Annotated in this window: 10 protein-coding genes; 2 read left to right on the top strand and 8 right to left on the bottom strand. The window is 40.6% G+C overall.

The window, feature by feature from the left end; all coding sequences use genetic code 11:
• Together SanaruYs_RS13190 and SanaruYs_RS13185 are read right to left on the bottom strand one after the other, a co-directional pair.
• Positions 1–1,957, bottom strand: a 1,957-nt coding sequence (locus SanaruYs_RS13190; RefSeq protein ID WP_127123028.1) for a CHC2 zinc finger domain-containing protein, incomplete at its 3' end; no start/stop codon positions are given.
• Positions 1,957–2,208, bottom strand: coding sequence for a hypothetical protein (locus tag SanaruYs_RS13185; RefSeq protein WP_127123027.1), 252 nt, complete (start codon positions 2,206–2,208; stop codon positions 1,957–1,959). The genes SanaruYs_RS13185 and SanaruYs_RS13190, both read right to left, overlap by 1 nt.
• Before the next feature lie 122 nt (positions 2,209–2,330).
• Between SanaruYs_RS13185 and SanaruYs_RS13180 the strand changes: the two genes are divergently transcribed.
• The gene (locus SanaruYs_RS13180) at positions 2,331–2,699 is read left to right on the top strand and encodes a helix-turn-helix domain-containing protein (protein ID WP_127123026.1); all 369 of its coding nucleotides are present in this window, start codon (positions 2,331–2,333) and stop codon (positions 2,697–2,699) included.
• A complete protein-coding gene (locus SanaruYs_RS13175; RefSeq protein WP_127123025.1) occupies positions 2,696–3,049 on the top strand; it encodes a hypothetical protein in 354 nt (117 codons plus the stop codon). The genes SanaruYs_RS13180 and SanaruYs_RS13175 overlap by 4 nt, the downstream gene beginning before the upstream one ends.
• Before the next feature lie 86 nt (positions 3,050–3,135).
• On the opposite strand, the gene SanaruYs_RS13170 is transcribed toward SanaruYs_RS13175, so the two are convergent.
• The 6 genes from SanaruYs_RS13170 to SanaruYs_RS13145 all read right to left on the bottom strand — a co-directional run bounded on the left by SanaruYs_RS13170 (position 3,136) and on the right by SanaruYs_RS13145 (position 19,850).
• A complete protein-coding gene (locus tag SanaruYs_RS13170) occupies positions 3,136–3,825 on the bottom strand; it encodes a hypothetical protein (RefSeq protein ID WP_127123024.1) in 690 nt (229 codons plus the stop codon).
• A gap of 3 nt (positions 3,826–3,828) precedes the next feature.
• Positions 3,829–12,339 carry a PKD-like domain-containing protein gene (locus tag SanaruYs_RS13165; RefSeq protein ID WP_127123023.1) on the bottom strand — a complete coding sequence of 2,837 codons (8,511 nt, stop codon included), beginning with the start codon at positions 12,337–12,339 and terminating at the stop codon, positions 3,829–3,831.
• A gap of 92 nt (positions 12,340–12,431) precedes the next feature.
• Positions 12,432–15,779: a hypothetical protein gene (locus tag SanaruYs_RS13160; protein ID WP_127123022.1), complete on the bottom strand. Its 3,348-nt coding sequence runs from the start codon at positions 15,777–15,779 to the stop codon at positions 12,432–12,434.
• A gap of 451 nt (positions 15,780–16,230) precedes the next feature.
• Positions 16,231–17,589, bottom strand: a complete 1,359-nt coding sequence (gene hemN / locus SanaruYs_RS13155; RefSeq protein WP_127123021.1) for an oxygen-independent coproporphyrinogen III oxidase — start codon at positions 17,587–17,589, stop codon at positions 16,231–16,233.
• A gap of 118 nt (positions 17,590–17,707) precedes the next feature.
• Complete coding sequence (locus tag SanaruYs_RS13150; RefSeq protein ID WP_127123020.1) at positions 17,708–18,154, bottom strand: KTSC domain-containing protein; 447 nt, start codon at positions 18,152–18,154, stop codon at positions 17,708–17,710.
• 127 nt (positions 18,155–18,281) lie between these two features.
• A complete protein-coding gene (locus SanaruYs_RS13145) occupies positions 18,282–19,850 on the bottom strand; it encodes an amidase (protein WP_127123019.1) in 1,569 nt (522 codons plus the stop codon).
• Positions 19,851–19,884: the final 34 nt, after the last annotated feature.

The following is a 19,884-nucleotide window of genomic DNA, read 5'->3' as shown; positions in this document are numbered from 1 at the left end:
ATTCTGTGCATTGTCTTTCTTTCTGCTCATCGATCTGTCCGGAGGCTTTCATGTTCTGGTAATGAATAACCTTTTTACTCTGATCGTGACTTTCATCTACCGCTATGATAAAACACCTGCTCATGTTGTCTTCGTAGATTTCTCCTTTCGTAGTACAACTCATGGAGGCGATCGGGCCATAAACGGTTTTCTCACTGGCGCTGATGTTTCCATTTTCGTCTTTGATACTAGTACTGCTAATGATCATGCCTTTGCTCTGTAGTTCTCTAAACGCGAACTGTGCTTCTTCTTTCATGCCGTCCAGGTCTTCAATGCAGATCAGTTTGTTTTGCAGATCGTACATGCCATAGTTGTACAAACTGCCTTCGGTTACTCTGGTAAAGTTCTTCTTGTCTTCCTGTGGTATGAAGTTGTAAAGCTTGGCCATCAAATGTGTTTTTCCGCTTCCGCTCGATCCTTGTATGAGTGCATGTAAGGGCTCACGCATTTTATGGGTGATGGCGATGGCCATTAAAAATATCCGGTTGTTCTCCTCTCCTACTACTCCGGCTTTGCCAATCAACTCATTCCATTTTTTGATCAGGCTGGGTTTGCGTAAAAATTCTAATGCTTGTTTCTCGTATTTACTCACCGAAGCCTCAGCCAAGGTCGGTTGTAATTCTTTAGGCTTGTTCAGATTCTCACGGTGTCGTTCTAGCAGTTCGGTAAACAATTCTAAATCCAGTTGGATAAGGTCGGCACGTAGTTGCAATTTCTCGGCTGCCTCTCTTGCGATCTTCTCTACTTGTTTGTCTTCGTACAGATCAAGTTTACTTCTGCTTTTTCTTCCGTTCTGCAGATGTTCAATGTCCAGGCTCACGCGCATGCTGTCGGCTTCATTGCGTAATCCTCCTTTGATGTAATAGTTTGCTGTGATGGTGCAGTAAGTGAGCCTGTGCGGATTGCTTGTGTCAAAACTACCTGCTGATGTGTTAGCTGGTGATTTTGTCACGGGCTTTTTTTCTTCAACTGAAAAAGAAAATGATGATCTGCTTTCAACCAGGTGCGTGAGGATCTTGCTGTCATGACTTTGTATCAGGCTGTTCACGTCTTCGCCTTCTGGTGTGTTTACTGTGCTTATCTTTATCTCTGGTCTAATCTCCTGGAGCTTGGCTGCTACTCGCTTTGTTCCTTCTCTCCCTGCTTCATCGCCATCAAAAAAGATAATCACTTCCCTTAACTGCTTAAGTCCTTTGATCGCTTGCTCATGCTCTACAGTAAATCCATTTGTTCCGTAACAAGCTAAAATGTTATTGTTGGTGGTGATCGCTTCATCTTGCAATAGTGTGGCCGCATCAATGATCGCTTCTGTTAAAATCAGTTGTTGTGTTTCTGGTCTCGGATAACAAGGATAAAGTCCTTTGCGGTCTTTCAGGTAAAAGTGTCTGGCCTCTTCTTTATTGTAAATGCTGCGACCGTAAAAACTTACGATCACACCAAGTCTGTCTTTAAGGGGGAAGATCAAACAACCTTTCAGGTGCGCGTAGTGTGTACCTGCATTGTAACCTATTTCCAGTTTGTCCGCATCGAGGTGTCTTTCTTCCAGGTAGGCTTTCATTCTCCGATCATTGCGTAGCAAGCTTGCTCTGAACGTACGCATCAGTGAAGTGTAATTGCCTTTGTGTTGTTCAGGGTTACCGATTAACTCCTGCGCTTTCAATATCGCTTCGCGTTTTGTGCCTTTCTCCATGCGCATAATAAAATCTATAACATCACCACTGCCGGCAGTGCAGTTGGAACTAAAGCAGTTGTACGTATTGGTCGCGGGATAAATTTGAAGGCTCGGTGTTTTGTCGTTGTGGAAGGGGCAGTGTATCATGAAGGGTTGACCTTCAGTCTGCCGAAGCTTTAGCGCAGGCAGATAGTGATCGAGTACCTGGGCAATGCTCAGTTGCTTTTTGATCTCTGCTATTTCCATTAGCTACCGGATTGAGTGGGTTGATTGTTTTGGGCCAGGAACTTCAACAGGTCGAAGAGCATTTGCATGTTATGAGCCATGTCACCAAAATTGACGGGAAGACTTTCGTGCTCGTTGATGAGATACTGGTGATAGAGTTCCAGCAAGTGCTCCCGCAATTCTTCCGGAGGCACGCATTCCAAAAAGCTGTTGAGCCGACAAAGCGTCTCGGCTGATAAAAAGGAGCGGTTGGATCGGGTGGGATGTGCCATAGAAAAAATTGTGCTTTTTTGATACAGTTCAAAGGTATCAATAATGTATCATTTAGGCAACATTTAAAGTGTCAAAATATAGCAAAGTAGCCAAATAGGTATCTATTTGATAACTTTAAGCCATGAAGAACATTGGGAAGATCATTAAGCAGATACGCGAAGAAAAAGGCTTGACTCAGCAACAACTGGCCGAACTCATAAACATGCACCGTTCTAATTATTCTAAAGTTGAGAGTGGAGAACGTGATTTATCTATCGATGCAATCCATAAGGTGGCCAAGTATTTTGGAATGACCATTGACCAACTCGTAAACTTTGACGGAACAATGCCTGAAGAGGTAACCGTGGAAGATAAATCAATCATGGAGCAGGTAAAGCTTATTCAGGAACTAGAGCCTGAGGAAAAATCTATGGTCTTTAAAATGATCGAGACTTTTTTAACCAAGAAAAAATTTAAAGACTTCTTTCAAAAAAATATCGCTACACTATGAAGAAACGTGTTGAAAAAGCCCTGGAGTATAAAGTAGCCACTTCACAAAAGGCTGTAGGTGTGGCGCTCGTTCTTCTCTGCACAATTATTGCTAACTACGGTCTTATTACCCAAATCAAAACCAGTACTTCCAAAATCTTCTTCGCAGTTGCTATACTTAGCCTGGTCTTCTCTATCATGGGAGGAATTCTTATTGCCATTGCTGTCCCCGCCCAGCTTGATCCTTTACCCAAACACAAACGAAAGTTCACAACGCAAAATCCCGATTTCAGAACCTTGACTCTATTTCAGTTTGGTGCACTGACAATATCCATTTTTTGCATCCTGTCTTTACTGCTTGATCTCATATAAAAAAACCCAGCGCAAACGCTGGGCTATGTAGTTTATTCCAAAAGTAGTAGCGAGATGATACGACTAGTGGGGGTTGGGGTATATTGTTACCTCCATTTATAGCTTGCTACTTTTTCCGTTCGAACAGAATCGTCCGGGTCTCTGTCAGTATTTGTGATTCTGAAAATTTGAACACTATCGTTTTTCATTTCAATAATCCAAGACTTTGGTGCCCCATAAACGTATAGTACATTCTGCCTTGACATCCACTTATTGCAAACACACTTTAACGTGCTCTCTTTTACAATCTCCTCTAATTTCGGATACCCTCTTGCCGTAAAAGCTCTGTTCAGTAAGTCAACATTATCTTCGTAATAATGATTTAGGTCGTATCCAGTTGATTTGTTTGACTTGGTAAATTTTGATAATACATTACCTTCAATGAACTGAAGATCCCAATCTTTGATAATGACCTTAGCCCAACTGGAAGCATCTTCTCTACTCTTTAGCACTGCATATTCATTAGACCCTATTTTTTTAATAGGATAAAACTGAGGTTCCATCTCCTCAAAGTTAGACAACGCAATACCAAAATTTTTACTGTCATCGTTTGTATCCAAGACCAATGAGTAATATGTTTCAGTGTTCTTTTCACACTCACATGGTAAGCTGTTCTTCAAACACTCAACGTATTCAATATTTAACCAAGATTGTCCCTTATCTTCATTCTGCTCACTTGCACAATTCTGAGAACTGAAGAACTGAAAAATCAATACTGCTAAAAATGATAGCCTCATAAATCAATTATTTTTCCTGACCTCCGATACCTCGTAACTTGAGTAAGTTGTCCTGCCTCCCGGAGTTGTAGTGTCTGACATACCTCCGGTCGTGGTGTTCAGGGTAAAATTATTATTAGCATTCTTACCCGTGGATGATTTAGCGTTATCCAGATAGTTGAATGTGACTGTTCCATCAGCAGCAACAGTTACAGAACGTATTACCACAAAGTGTCCTGTATTAGAATTCCTATTTCCAGGATCAGGAGCAGTGCCATCAGTTTTTGTTTCTTTGACCCCAACCATTACTGGATTCCCATTATTCAATTCTGTTTGTACCCGAATAGCGCCACCAAAAGCATCTGCAGTTAAACCCGGATCTTTGGTAGTATTAACTAAAGTTTGTATTGCATCGCCTGGGCCTGTCTGTGTAACACCCGCATCTTTCAATTGCGCTGCTGCAGCATCAAAACAATTGCTTCCGTTATTTGAATATGTCTGCAATGCAGCATCATTTGTAACATCTGAAACTGTTGTAAAGTAATCCGCAAACGTAACACTATTATCCATCAAAGTCTGTGTTGATCCAGCTCCACCGGATTGAATATTTTCAAGTGCTTGATCATTTGTCATGGTTGAATTAACAACTCTTACATCTGTGTTATCACCAACTTGCCCCAAGAGACTACCATTGGCAGCGTAATACCTCTGCAATCCCCAAAGATCAATATTTGCCACTGGTGAATTCTCAGCATAGTTGTACGGTGTTAACCAATGATATTTAGTTGCCAGCGGATCAATACCAGTGAATTTACCAATTGCCGGATCATAAAAGCGAAAACCAAAATCCAACCAACCAAGATCTAATTCGTCTTGTAATTCCTTTCCGTTATACAAGTATGACTGCTCAGTCATTCCCTCTCTGCTATTTCTCTCTGCGATCATACCAAAGGGATAATAAAAATTCTCCTCTAGTACTGGCGATTTGGTATGGGTCACCTTAAAGTCATCGAAGTATACTTCTGTGCCAGCCTCTTCATTAGACAAGTAGATGTACACATAACCCGGCTCGGTAATTTCTATAGTCGGTGTAACGAGTTGTTCGTGCGCAACTCCTTCGGGTGCAAAGCCACCATTTTCTTTGGCACTTGTGCTTATTCTGTCAAAACCACTTTTAGAATCTATAGGTACAAAATTCTTATCGAACACAATCCAGTTCAGATAAGCCTTAGGTGCGCCCGGCCCTTCTTCTGTTTTGTTTAATATTGTTCCAAAAGGCATAGTTAAAGCACCAGGGCTTCCAAAATTTCCGCCATCAATAACTACACCGGGGTCGGCAGTTCCAGCAATAATGTTCGCTATTAAATCTTCAAGGAAGGTTTCAACATCAGGGTCACTCAAGTCAACATATTTAGCAAATACTTCTGCACTGAGAACATCACCAGGCATTACGGCAATGGAACGCGCCAAACCATATTTCTCTTCTGCTGTACCGCTGAGTCGCATGGCGTATTGTGTGCTGCCTGTGTTGGTATGGTCGAAGAGTGTGGAATTCACTTTACGAATATCGTCATATTTCAGGAAGTTTGCACGCTCTTCGTTTTCATTGGTGGTTTCAAGTGTGCCCAATGTTTCTTCTACTTCTGGTACTGAGGTGAAGGTTACGCGCACATTGCCAAGGTGGTCTTTGAGGTGGTATTGGTATTCGGCCTGGGCCTCACCCCCCTGCCCCTCTCCAGAGGAGAGGGGGGAAGGAATGATACGCCCCTCTTCATGGTTAACAAATTGCAGGGTATCATTTTGGTAAATGAATTCGCCTGCGTAATCTGTTGTTTTTGTTTTAATGCCTTCAGTAACTACCTGGGCCAGCTTTTGGCCAGTGGCGGTGTAGATGTATTGGATACTACCCTCATCACCACGTTTTACAGTCTCGGGTAAGTTGAGGTAGTTGTAGGTGATGGCTGTAGCAGCATGAACTGATATGGATTCGATATAGCCAGAAAAATCAGGGCTTGCTATTATTTTAACATCACTTGTACCATTACTAGAGGTAAATATTGACAGAGATCCAGATGAAGTAAGTGAATAGTTGGTTGAACTACTCCCTACCCTGATGTTCACTGATCCTGTGGTTGATGTTCTTACTAAAACATAACTCACAACATGATGAGTGCTTCTTTTAATGAGGGTCTCTTGTGTAATAACACTTTCCAAAGTACCTGCCGAAATTTCTATCCTGCTATTGACAAAGCTTAGGCGTGTAGGTTCTGTAGTTGTCCAATTTGCACTACCATTATCAAATTCACCATTGGCTACAAGTTCCTCTGTTGATTTGTTCCGGTCAAGTGTAATATTCCCATTATTGTCATACACATAATCATCGATAGTACTGTTAAGCTCTTTGAAGCCGTTGATATCATCTGCTACGTCAGTTACTCTAAAAAGTTTATTGCTTTGTGCGCTGGGGTTAGCTCCATAACTGTAGGTCAAATCATCTATCAAACTTCCATCTTGCCCGCTTCTTTGCAGTTGCATGATGTTACCATTTAAATCGTAGCTACTAATGTGCTCTTTAAAGGCATTAACACTTTGCATAATACCATTGGCATCGCGGTGTTTCGCCAGACCCCAGCTGCTCATATCTTTTTGTTTGAAGTCAGCTGTTTTTAATCTGTTGAGTGGATCGTAAGTAAAGTTGTAGGCATTTTCTTTCTGATCGCCAAAGCCCTGGTTGTTACTCCACTTCATGGCATTGATGTTGCCATTAAATTGCAATTTATCCGATGGGTTGCCTGTACCTAAATCTGTATTGTAGGCCAGCTCCATTCCAAAGTAGTCTTTAGCTTCCTGTGCTTGTGCCATAAGTGCGGCATCGTTAATGTGCGTGAGCCAGCCACGTATGTTGTATGCATAGTCTACCGACTGTTTGGCATCGGAGGCATCGGCTAATATACTGTGCAATTTTTTGTCAACGAGTTGACCTAACTCATTATACTCGTTATGTGTTAACAATATCTCAGGCTGACCATTAAATGAATGCCAGGTATCGATCAATCGGCCAGCGCGGTCGTAGTCAAATCTTCGTGTTGTGTTTATGTCTGATTGAGTAAACGAAGTTCGAACATTACTTACCGCTATATTATTATGATAAAAAGCAACATCTACCAAAAGAGAATTACTTGAAGGTGTTAGAGAAGTGTAGAGGAACTCGTTATTCTTAAAGTACTTTATTGATGTTCCCTCTCTCACAATTTTTAACTCGTCTCCACTCTTATGCCCTGATCCGACCGTGAGTTTATTAGCTCCATTTTCATAGATTCTTAATGAACCTCCCGTGATATAGAAACCATAATCAATTGTAGTGTAACCAGCATCAAGACTTTGGTCAGTGAGGCCAATGATTGTGTTCCCCGACATCTGGACAATGTTGAATTTCATCCACACATCTTGGTTGGATTGAGATGTTTCTACAGAGGCCGCGCCTGAATTACCCCAACCGTTTGCAAAAGTACTTCCAGAAAGCAACTTGTTACCAACAACAGTGGTATTTACTAGATCTTTCCAGTTAACATCCTGTGTTATATGTACAGTACTTGTAGTTAGCACTTTTCCTACAAAGTCAAATACATTTGTGATTCTGTCTGTGCCACCTTTGTAGTTATCACTGATGCTTTGTATCAACCTGTATTTATCATCATAATAATTCACAGCTTTCAACCATGTATAACCGCCAACCTTACCACCATCCAATACCTTGGTCTTGGTGGCAGTTACCTGTCCCCTTACACGATTATTAAAATTATCTGGCTGATGGTAATTAACACCATCTTTTGTGGATTGTAAGTTTAGATCATCGTAATCATAATCAGAACCCCAGCTATTAATAGAAGTGTAATCATCATAGTAACTAAGCGTCAGGAAGTAACTTTCGTTTGGACTCCCAACTGTTGCCCCATAAGCACTGTGTGTTGTAGGGAATGATTGGTTTGAGTAACCATGCAAATTGCCTGGCGCAGTTCCAATATACTCTTCGTAATATTTACTTGAATCTTTTGCATAAAAGTTATTTACCAAAGCCTGCATTTGACTTTGTGTAAGTACAACACTTATGGTCGTATCTTTTAATCCAGTGGCAATGGGTCTATTCAATGCATCATACTTTGTAAAGGTCCATGGTCGGCCAGATAATGATCGTTGGCTTCCATCTTGTGTCATCACCAATCGGTCTCTGTCATCGTACACCATGTACACGGGTTCGGCACCGGGCACTTGCTTCATAATCATGCGCTGGCGGCTGTCATACCGGTAACGAAAAGCCCAACGTTTCAGGAAGTTGTTTTTTATAGTCTCTGTACTACTTGTGTAAAAATACTGTGTAGCCAGGCGTTTACTTGGCTCCGGGGGGATCACACAAACTAAATTTCCAAAGTCATCATAGATGAAATAGGTACTGGCCCAGTTGGTATCGCGGTCTACATCGGTAGAAGAAGGATTACCAGTTACTACCTGTACTCGTTTTAAAATGGTACGCCCTTCTTTATCTACATATTCAATTACCTGATTGCCTTGCTCATCTTTTGTTTTGTTTTTGTACAACTGATTAGCAGGATAGAAAACAGGAGTTGCTACGGTACCTGCTTCCACTTTACCAAAAGCATTAAGGGCTGAAGTTGTATACTCTTCTGTAGGATAAGTGAATGTCCATTGTAATACTTCATTGGCCTGGTTAAACTCATAACTATACTTAACAGTATGGTCAGCTGCATTATAAGTATGATCTCCATTCGGCTGCCAGTCAACACCAGGTGAACCTTGTTTGATAATACGGTTAAGTGGTGAAGGTTCGAAAATGGTTTCGGAGAATGGGGCGATGTCATCGGCTACTTTATCTCCGGCATTACTATAAAAATTACTTTGATCTGCCAGTGCTGTGGGTTGATAGCGGCCATCCCTGTTTGCGTGCGCATAAGGCAAATATTTTTTTGCTTCTCTGCCAAAGGCATCGTACTCAACAGGGCTAATTAAATCATTACCATTGCCTGCTGCACCCAGGGCAACGGATTGTACGGGCCGACCGAGGCCATCGAAGTAAGTGGTGCTCTCTGAGTAATCTTCAACCTCCAGATCATACAAGTCGGTTTGTTCATTTACTCCTGCTATGTTAAATGAATATGTGGTTACATAGTTCATGTCTACCAGTGGATTATATCTATTTCTGCTTATCTCCATCTCACCCGTTGTAAATACAGGGCTAGTGGAGGTAGTTTTGGCTGCCACTTTGTAGAGCCCAGGCTTGGTTACAACAAGCGTGGACGAACTTTGGCCTGCAAGCAACTGATTATTGCGATACCACTGGTAGCTAAAAAGATTTGAACTTGAAGCAATAGTTGTGCTTCCTCCTGCCGGAATGGAGGAATTTCCTTGAATGCTGATAGCCGGAACATCATAAATCAGTACAGCTGTTTCGGTAGAATTTTGCGCGGCACAGACACCACTTTTAACTACAGCTCGGTAATAGGTTGAAGTGTTTATATTATTATAGGCAAGGCTAGTCGTGGTATTAGCAATGTCTGTCCAACTGCCGCTGCCTATTTTTTGTTGCCATTTTTGAACTGCACCATTCTTGCCACTAAGTGTGAGTATACCCGTTGCTACTCCATAGGCTTCAACATTTGATGCAATAGTACCACCGACTGACGTGGAGTTAACTGTAGCAATGTGCGTAACAGCTGTTCCGCTACAACCATTGGCTGTGGGCGTTACGGTGTAGGTAGCTGTTTGGTTAGTTGGTGTAGTTTGTGAAAGTGTCTGCGCAATGCTTGCAGTAGAACCTCCGCTTGCACCTGTTATGTTAGGGGCGGACACTGTCCACCCATATGTGGTGCCACTCACAGCATTAGGGTTAGTAATGTTTACTGTTGACATTACTTGTCCGCTACATATAGATTGTGACGCAGATGATACTGCAACAGTAGGTCGTGGCTTTACTGTAACAGTGTGCGCAACTGCTGTTCCGCTACAGCCATTGGCTGTAGGTGTTACGGTATACGTAGCTGTTTGGTTAGTTGATGTTGTCTGTGAAAGTGTCTGCCCAATTGCTGAAGCAGACCCTACGCTTGCACCTGAAATGTTAGGGGCAGAAACTGTCCACCCATACGTGGTCCCGCTAACAGCATTAGGGTTACTAATGTTTACTGTCGACATTACTTGCCCGCTACAGGTAGATTGTGACGCAGATGATACTGCAACTGTAGGTCGTGGTTTTACTGTAACGGAGTGCGCAACAGTTGTTCCGCTACAGCCATTGGCTGTGGGTGTTATGGTATAGGTAGCTGTTTGGTTAGTTGATGTTGTTTGTGAAAGCGTCTGCGCAATTGCTGAAGTAGACCCTCCGCTTGCACCTGAAATGTTAGGGGCAGAAACTGTCCACCCATATGTGGTACCACTCACAGCATTAGGGTTAGTAATGTTTACTGTTGACATTACTTGCCCGCTACAAGTAGATTGTGACGCAGATGATACTGCAACAGTAGGTCGTGGTTTTACTGTAACAGTGTGGATAACTGCTGTTCCACTGCAGCTATTGGCTGTAGGTGTTACGGTGTAAGTAGCTGTTTGGTTAGTTGATGTTGTTTGTGAAAGTGTTTGTCCTATTACTGAAGTAGCGCCTCCGCTCGCGCCTGTAATGTTAGGGGCGGAAACAGTCCAGCCATAGGTGGTGCCACCAACAGCATTGGGGTTGGTGAGGTTTATAGATGACATTACTTGCCCGCTACATATTGATTGTGACGCAGATGATACTGCAACAGTAGGTTGTGGTTTTACTGTAACTGTGTGAATAGCTGCTGATCCACTACAGCCATTGGCTGTGGGTGTTATGGTGTATGTAGCTGTCTGGTTAGTTGATGTTGTCTGTGAAAGTGTCTGCTTAATTGCCGAAGCTGTACCTCCACTGGTACCTGTAATGTTAGGTGCAGAGACAGTCCATGAGTAAGTGGTGCCACTCACGCCATTTGGGTTAGTGATATTTACAATTGCCATCATTTGCCCGCTACATGCAGATTGTGAGGCGGATGATACAGCAATTGTTGGGCGAGGTTTTACTGTAACTGTGTGCGTAACTGCTGTTCCGTTACAGCCATTGGCTGTGGGTGTGATCGTGTAAGTAGCAGTTTGGTTAGTTGATGTTGTCTGCGAAAGTGTCTGCGTGATTGCCGAAGCAGTACCTCCACCTGCACCTGTAATATTAGGAGCGGAAACAGTCCATCCATAAGTTGTGCCACTTACCCCATTGGGGTTAGTGAGGTTAACAGTTGTCATCATTTGACCACTACATGTAGCTTGTGAGGCAGATGATACAGCAACATTAGGTCGAGTATTAACTGTTACGGTGACTGGAATGCGTGGCTTACTCTCGCAATCTGTAAGAATATTATAACTACTTAAATAATACGTGGTTGTTATACTCGTAAAGGGTGAGTTATTATTGCTCGTAGGTATTTCATTGCCTCCAGTTGCAGTTGCATACCAACGAGTAGCGTTTGCATTTGTACCAGGAGTAACCGCTATTGAGCCACTTTCACAAATAGAGTTGTTTTGAATTGATGGAGCCCCAAGTGTTGGGTGAACGTTTATTAGTATCTTGTTTGTTAAGGACGATCCGCAAATATTGGTAGCACTACGTGCAAAATAAGTCGAATTTGCTAAAGCTGCAGGAGGATAATCTATGTCAGTTGCGCCATTAATTGGCACCCAATTTACATTGTCTGAGGATCGCATCCATTGATAAGTAAATGTTCCTGAAGCACTACTCGTTTCATAAAGACCTGCTGAACTACCACTACAAATTGTTGTGTTAAGGGATGATATGGTTCCCGGATTTGTGACTGGACTTATAACTGAAATCTCACCAGCATTTTGTGAGGTTTGACTCCACAAATAAGGTGCGCTTTTTGAGCGGGCGCGTAAATAAATATTATGAGTAACTTTTAAAGTTCTGTTAAGTGTTGATTGATTACCTAATTCAGTAGACGTTCCCAATGGCGTTGTTTGCCAAAACCAATCCACATCGCTTGGGGGATTGGACAACCTTGTGATAAGTGTGGCCGAACAATTGTTTGTAATTGTGTAAGTGGTGGCTGGCGCTATTGGTGAATTATCTGCAATTGAAACATTCAAAAAGGCGAAGTATGAGTCATCCGAAGTCGTCTTCTCATATGCTACTATTCCTAAAGAAAATCCACTTGACCATTGAATTGTGCAACTAGTTGCATTCTGACTTAGAACGGTGCCACCATTTGCCTCCCAAAAAGCGGGAAATCCAGAAGAAGGTGGTGCAACTACATTATTAAAACGATCACGCCATGTTGCAGTAAAACTTTGTGATTCTCCTGCAAGCGCAGTAGTAGGCCCACTAATGGTTACTGAATAAGATGGTGGAACTCCCTTCCCCTCGCTATGAATTGTTTTTTCTAAGCTTCGTCCATAGCAAAGACTAACACAACCGAGCAAGCAAACTAAAACTGCATTACGCATAAATATTATTATTTCAATTACTATATTCTTAATCTGGATAAATTTCCTAACAATGCTTAATCAGCAACTTTCATACTACTGATAATACACGGTTAGTCAACAATTGGTATAGTTCCAACAATCTCATTTTTATAATGATACATGAAAGTCCTAAGCACACCAGTGAAATCTTTAATCGCCTTTAGTCTGCCAAGTGAATCATACTCGAAGTATTGTATTTGGTTATTAGCATCCGCAATTGATGTAACCCCAATTCCAGGTTGATGTGTAAAAGTGGTTAACATTGCATGTACCGGGTACAACCGTATTTCGTCAATAAAAGAATCAGCAGATCCTATCTGAATATTTGATGGATTAACAAGATTATCCTCAATTAATTCCCACTCACCTGTTCCTGTTTTTTTCCAATAAGTAAGCGTATAATTACCCGTAAATGAAGCACTTATTGTGTATAGCCCTGCGAAAGATTTTTTCCCTGCTTTTGCATCTTGTACTTGACCAATGTCTTCAAAACCTTGATAAAAAACCTCAGAAGGTAGGGCATTTTTTATTTCAGCAATTGGTAAAGTAAAACCAGCAATTGAGGATCCTGATTCTGGAAGCGAAGGATACCCCCATATATAAGATAGTGTGGTATTATTTGTGAGCTTTTGACTAACAAGGTCACCTGCATCATTGTAATCAAAATCTATTTTTGGCGCATATCGATTGTCACTGATTAGAGTGTTATATTTTCCAGACGACTGGGTTTCCGATGTTAAAGAATCAGCTCCGATATTGGATTCGAAACTATAGATTCTAGAGACTTTTGCAAGGGTGTTGTATTTATTTATTGTCCCTTTAACCATTATAGAATCACCTGAGTTGTTTTTTTTCCATACTTGCTCCTCAATAATTGGAGATAAAACGTGTGCGTTTACAAGACTTGCTGTCGATGAAGTTATATAATCCTCAGGGTATTTATATTTTATATAAGTCTCTGTATCATCAGGATATGTGATTTCTTTTCCAACTACGTTTCGGGTAACATCATCGTAAATATTTATTGTTTTTGTTACAAGTGAATCAGTTCCTTCATATTTTGTTTCGATAGAAGAATCCAAATAATTCCAATCCATAGGTTGACTCACATAGTCATATCCGTAAATACCACCTGTACCAAAATTTCCACTTGTATAAACAACCTGTTCTGCTAGATATATTGAAATACCATTAAAAACTGTGTCTGTAACTTCCTTATATGAATAGGCAGACTTATGGATTGGGATAAAATGATCATTCAGCTTTTTATTAACTACTTTTTTTATAAGGTTAGCTTCTCTTAAATCTCCAGTTAGTTTATAAAAAAAGCTTGTTCGTTGTTGCTCCTCGCCAGCGACAAGTTCCTCAGTTACGAACTTGTACATCCAAGGCAAACCTTGCACATAACCCTCTGATAGATTTGAAGTATGCTGAACATAAACTGCACGAGCAATTTCTCCAGCATATGGGTCAAAAGTTGATATAGAAAATTGTTTTGATGAATAGCTTGGGTTAGAGCGCCCGATTCCAGTGGAAAAACCTTCATCATTTTTGTATGAATACTTTTTTATAATTGGACTCCCTTCGTTTGGAAAGGAGGAGATTTTTTTGATTCGTATACCTTCACCAACAGAGCCTTCTAATGGAACATTCTGATCTTCATTCTTATAATTTGTGTAGGCAGATACTGTAGTTTCGCCTTTATCGCAGTAAATTGTAATTCTGTAAATGCCAGCATCAAGTTGCATTGGAATAGTTTTTCCAGGATTATCAACATTAAATAAAATCTTAAAAACCCCCAGGTTCTGAATCACATCTACTTCGCCATCAACATAGTAAAGTCTTTCTAGTTTAAGCTCAGGTTGATTATCATGATTGACATGCTCATCAAATGGAGCAACTTTAGGTATTCGGGAAAATGTTAAATCTATAGTTTGATTGTAGTTGATGCTGAATTCTTCAGAAGTCTCAAGTATCACTAAATCTGAAATGCTAACGGGTCTGATTATTTCTAAATTGACTGTACCGCCAACTTTCAAATAATTTTTACCTGAAAAAAGAATGTTGGGTTCATATTCAAACTCAGTGCTTCCATCAGTAGGGTAAGTAATTTTTTTAAGTGCACCATACTTTGTATAGTTGAAGTTTGGGGTACGGCTTGGGCCAATAGGGTAAATAGGTGTTGGAATAAAGGAAAACCCAAAACTACCGGGGCTATTCAAATAACCAAAATGATCAACTGAAGAATCGAAGCCTGTACCAAAAGTATCATTCTCATTTTCATACTCGAAAAGGTGCTTAAGTTCTAAATTTGAACCGGAACTTCTCTCTGATAAGGCTTTTAATTTTAGAAAAGTCGTTCCGTGAGAGCCCGTTCCAAAATAATCATGTTCAAAATAATAGGATTTTATCATCATTTGATCACTTGAGATAACAGAGATTGAGTGGAGCGCTCTAGAATTTCCATCAATATCATTTCTAGCATTAATCTCAGGGTTAAAATCAATTATGTGCTTCTTGGATATAATTCTGGAAAGCCGTTTTGAATTAATAATTTTAGTTGGAAATGAAATACTTGCAGGAAATAAAGTACTTGAGTTCTCTATTTCCCCATAACCACTTTGAAACTCTCGATATGTCTGTGATTTTACGCCATATTGAAATTGTTCACCTTCATCTACATATTCTAAACGTATCGATTCGGTTCCAGAGGGATTAGTAATCTTAGTTAAATACCATGCGGAATTGTATACAGGTAAAGTGTACGGTGCGCCAAAACTATTCTTGGGAACTGTCGTTTCTGCACTACCAAATTCATATTTCACACCATCTTCAGTAATAATAGTAAAGCCATTCGCTCCGGTGTTACCTGTGATTTTAAGTTTCTGAAATGGTGTAACGTAGAATTTATCTTTATACTTGATAAATTTCCCTGAGTAGGAACCAAAGTTAAAACTATAGATATCTGGTTGGGTATCATACATGGCATTCTGATAAGCATTTTTAAGCCATGTGTTGTCAGTGGCAAGATTGAATATTTCATCTGTATAGTCACCTGCCGCGCCTAAATGTCCATCTACTTTGTCTCCAATCGTGCGTGTAATAACTCCACCAGCTTGAAGCGACCAACCAAGCCCTATCCAACTTGCTTCCTGAGATGGCTTAAATCCACTATAATTATAAGTAAGCGTAATTGGTAAACTTAAATCATTGCCCGCAACAGTGAATATTGGGATGGAGACATTGGCCATTCCGGTATAATGAGTTACTGGTACATCACCATATCTTCCCAGATTTGCTGCTGTCGGGGAGGGTGGAATCAAATCAGTACGAATTGGATTTTCCAATTGAGCCTGGACTTGAAAAAATGAACATGAAAATATAAGGACTAACTTACTGATAGCAATTAATTTGCGCATGCTGCCGAGATTTTAAAAACTATTTGATTACAATTTTGTTAAAATTGCTTTTAAATATAAATAGAAGAACAGAGATTATCAAAAAACAGGTTTTAAATTACTGCCTAAAGAATATGTTTCATTCAGTTGAATTCAAACTTTAGAATTTCAATTGACCCTCCTGGTCGTTGAGTCTCTCTACGACCTTAAATATAATTCTGTCTATCAATAAAACGCTACAATTTATTTCTGAAAAAAAAGTAATCTCTTGCGCTACTGCATCTTAAAATAAGAAATAAAAAATGATGGGTCATGCAGCCTTTTCAAGGGTCGTAGCGAGACGCTACGACCAGTGCGGGCCAGGTGCCAGGGTCAGGCCAGAGAGTCAAATTTGAAATTTGAAATTTTGAATTGTATTAGCAACCAGTCTTGCCACGAGCTGGCCGTGCGATACCTTAACTAATTTTAGTACTCATATCGCTTTACTATAAACAACTTTATCTTTCATAAGATCAGCGTAAGCATCAAACACCTGGCAAATATTTCTGATAAATGTAAAGCCTGCCTGTGTAACACGTACTGCGTCATGATTGATGCGCAGTAGGCCTTCCTGCTGCATCTCTTCTAGCAAGTCCATGCTTTCCTCATCAACCACTGCTTTAACATCTTCTATTCTGGCAAAACCATGACAGCTCAATGAAAGTATAATATCTTTTCGAAGGCGATCATCACCTTCATGCAGGTGCCCCTTCAAAACGGGTAACAAACCTTCTTCTCCAGATTTCTGATGCGCTTCTACTTCTTTAATATTTTGCGCATAGCCATAGGTTGTTTCACTGATGGATGAAGCGCCCAGTCCTATTAAAATATCGGTGTTAGTGGTGGTATAGCCCATAAAATTACGATGCAGTTTCCCTGCACGTTGTGCTTTAAATAATGAGTCGTGCGGTAAAGCAAAATGGTCCATGCCAATTTCTACATAACCTGCCATGATTAATCGTGAGCGACCTGTCTCATATAAAGTTCGCTTTCGCATATCACCCGGCAAGTCAGCATCTTCATAACCACGTTGGCCTGGTTTTAACCAAGGCACATGGGCGTAACTATAAAAAGAAATTCTATCCGGCCTTAACGTAAGCACTTGCTTCATGGTGTCGGCCACACTGGCTATTGTCTGAAAAGGCAAACCATAAATAAGATCAAAACTAACCGAAGTAAATCCTCTTTCACGACTTTGCAGCACTACCCTCTCGAGGTTTTCAAAAGGCTGTATACGATGAATCGCCTTTTGTACCTGCTCACTTAAATCCTGTACACCAAAACTAATTCTTTTAAAGCCATGCTTTTGCAACACATCCAAATGTGCTGACATGGTATTGTTGGGGTGGCCTTCAAGACTAAACTCATACTCAGGATGAATATTTACACGTGACAGAAGTGCTGTTAATAGTTTATCAAGATTATCTGCATTAAAAAATGTAGGCGTTCCTCCGCCTATGTGTAGTTCGCGCAAAATAGGTTTAGTTTGAAAAATACTTTCATACAAGGACCATTCCTGCATCAAAGCCTTAATGTATTTTTCTTCTACCGAATGGTTTTTTGTAATACGTGTATTGCATGCGCAGTACGTGCACAAACTTTCACAAAAAGGTAAGTGTATATACAGACTTATCCCCTTGGCTTCATTACTTTCATCAAAAGCAAGTTTTAGTTTTTGCTGCCAGGCAATGGTATCGAAAGCTTGCGTTTGCCATTGCGGCACTGTTGGGTAACTGGTGTAGCGCGGCACGGGCACATCGTACTTTTTCAGTAAAGCGGCATAGTTCTTCATAACATAAAATTGATGAAGACAAAAATAGCGCTGCCTCCTTTATCTTACCGTGAGTGCGATCAGGGGAGGTTATGATATAAATCAGCCGAAAAATTTGAACAAAGTAACTGCTAGTAAATTACTCTTCTGTTGCCTTATTTACTTTACGGTATACATGTGAGTGGTAAACATGTCTGCGGGCGAAACGATCGGGTGTGGCTGAATTAATAAACTTATTATAAATGCTTTTAGGCACACCAAAAAACTCGTAACGACTACCATCAGCAAAACCAATCTGCAAGGTTTGCCCTTTATATTGAAAATCAAGAAGCCTTGATGAATTCATGGTTTCTGTATACTGCGGTAATTGCTGCTCATGCGTTTCGGGCGCAATGCTTACCAGCAAATGGTAGGCTTCAATAAATGCTTTGCTTTTCTCTTCGGCTTCGGCTTTTGCCACTTCATTATCCTGAATTTTATCCGGATGCCAGTCCTTCATAAAGTTCCTGTAAATGGTTTTCAGGTCCTTTAAGGTTACATCCTTTTCTACACCCAGCAGCTTTCTTGATTCAATGATTTTTTTCATGCGGGTGCAAAAATAAACTATTTAAGCCTAAAAACCGACTCGCCCCTGATCATCAAAACTGATCAAGGGCGAGTTGAATTTGTTTTTCGCTAATCGTATGTTCTACTTCTAAAAAGAAAGCTAATTCTTAATTGGAAGGAATAAACTTTGGTGCTTTACGGTGTTTTGTACTTTGTTCATAGGCATAAGCAATCTCAATCAATAGTCCCTCTGTCCAGGCAGTGCTAAAAAACGACACCCCTACTGGTAACTCATCCACAAAACCCATAGGCAGCGTAATAGCCGGGTAACCTGAAATTGCTGCCAACGAAGAACTGCCACCAATGTAATGATCACCATTTATTAAATCTGTCTTCCAGGCTGGCGCTCCGGTTGGTGCCATTAAAGCATCGAGCTTGTTTTCTTTCAAGAGTTTATCAATACCATTTTCGCGTGTGGCTTTCTGCATAGTTGTTAAGGCTTCCAAGTATTCCTTACTTTGTAAATCACCTTTTTCGGCAGCCATTTCTAATAAACGCTGATCGAAATAGCGAAGCTCAATGGAATCCTTCTTATTAAATTCAATAAGGTCTTGCATTGTTTTCACAAGCGCCTTATCACCTAAGCTTGCAAAATATTTTTCTAACCCATCTTTAAATTCGTATAACAATACCTGAAAAGAAGCGCCATTCGCACTGCGCTCTAAACTAAAATCAATTTCAATTACCTCTGCGCCTTGATTTTTCAAATCTTCGATGGCTCGCTTCATTAGCGTATCAACTTTGGCATGAAAGCCCATACTGTTTTTTAGTAAACCAATACGCTTTCCCTTCAAACCATCACTCTTCAAAAAAGGTGTATAGTCGGTCAGGTACTTTCCATCTGAAGCTAATGTTTTGTCATCAGCAGTATCGACACCAACCATGGTACCTAAGCTGATGGCCACATCTTCAACGCTGCGAGTCATTGGCCCTGGTGTATCTTGCGTAAATGAAATAGGAATGATACCGGTTCTGCTCAGTAGGCCTACCGTTGGTTTTAATCCTACAAGACCATTATTGTTTGAAGGACAAACAATTGACCCATTCGTTTCAGTGCCTATAGCAAAAGCGGCCAGGTTTGCTGCAATGGATGCACCTGATCCTGCACTTGATCCGCAGGGATTGCGATCTAATACGTAAGGATTTTTTGTTTGACCACCAACACCACTCCAACCGCTTGACGACATATCGCCACGGAAGTTTGCCCACTCACTTAAATTTGCTTTAGCAATAATAATAGCACCAGCCTCTTTTAATTTTTGCGTAATAAAACTATTTGATGATGGTATAGAGTTTCTTAAAACAGTAGCCCCTGCCGTTGTAGGCATGTCGTCTGTATCAATATTGTCTTTTAAGATAACCGGGACGCCATGTAAAGGTCCACGAATTTTACCTTCTTTTCTTTCAGCATCCAATGCTTTTGCTTCTTCCAGCGCTTTTTCATTAATAAAAATAATGGAATTAATCGTTGGTCCGCTTCTATCAATACTTTCAATTCTATAAAGATAGTCGCTTACAACTTGTTCACTGGTAAAAGTTCCTTCTTCATAACCCTTAAGTAATTCACGCACTGTAATTTCTTCCAAATAGCTTGTTTCGCGGGTTGATTTAGTTTCTGGCTGGCACGAAAAAGCAAGACCAAGCAGAAAGACTAGTAAATAGTTTAACTTCTTCATAAGATGGGTTTATCTAATAAAGAAAGATAAATAA

The organism is Chryseotalea sanaruensis, assembly GCF_003990915.1.
Taxonomy (GTDB): domain Bacteria; phylum Bacteroidota; class Bacteroidia; order Cytophagales; family Cyclobacteriaceae; genus Chryseotalea; species Chryseotalea sanaruensis.
Note: the sequence above shows the minus strand (reverse complement) of the source record. Positions and strands in the feature narration are given on the sequence as shown.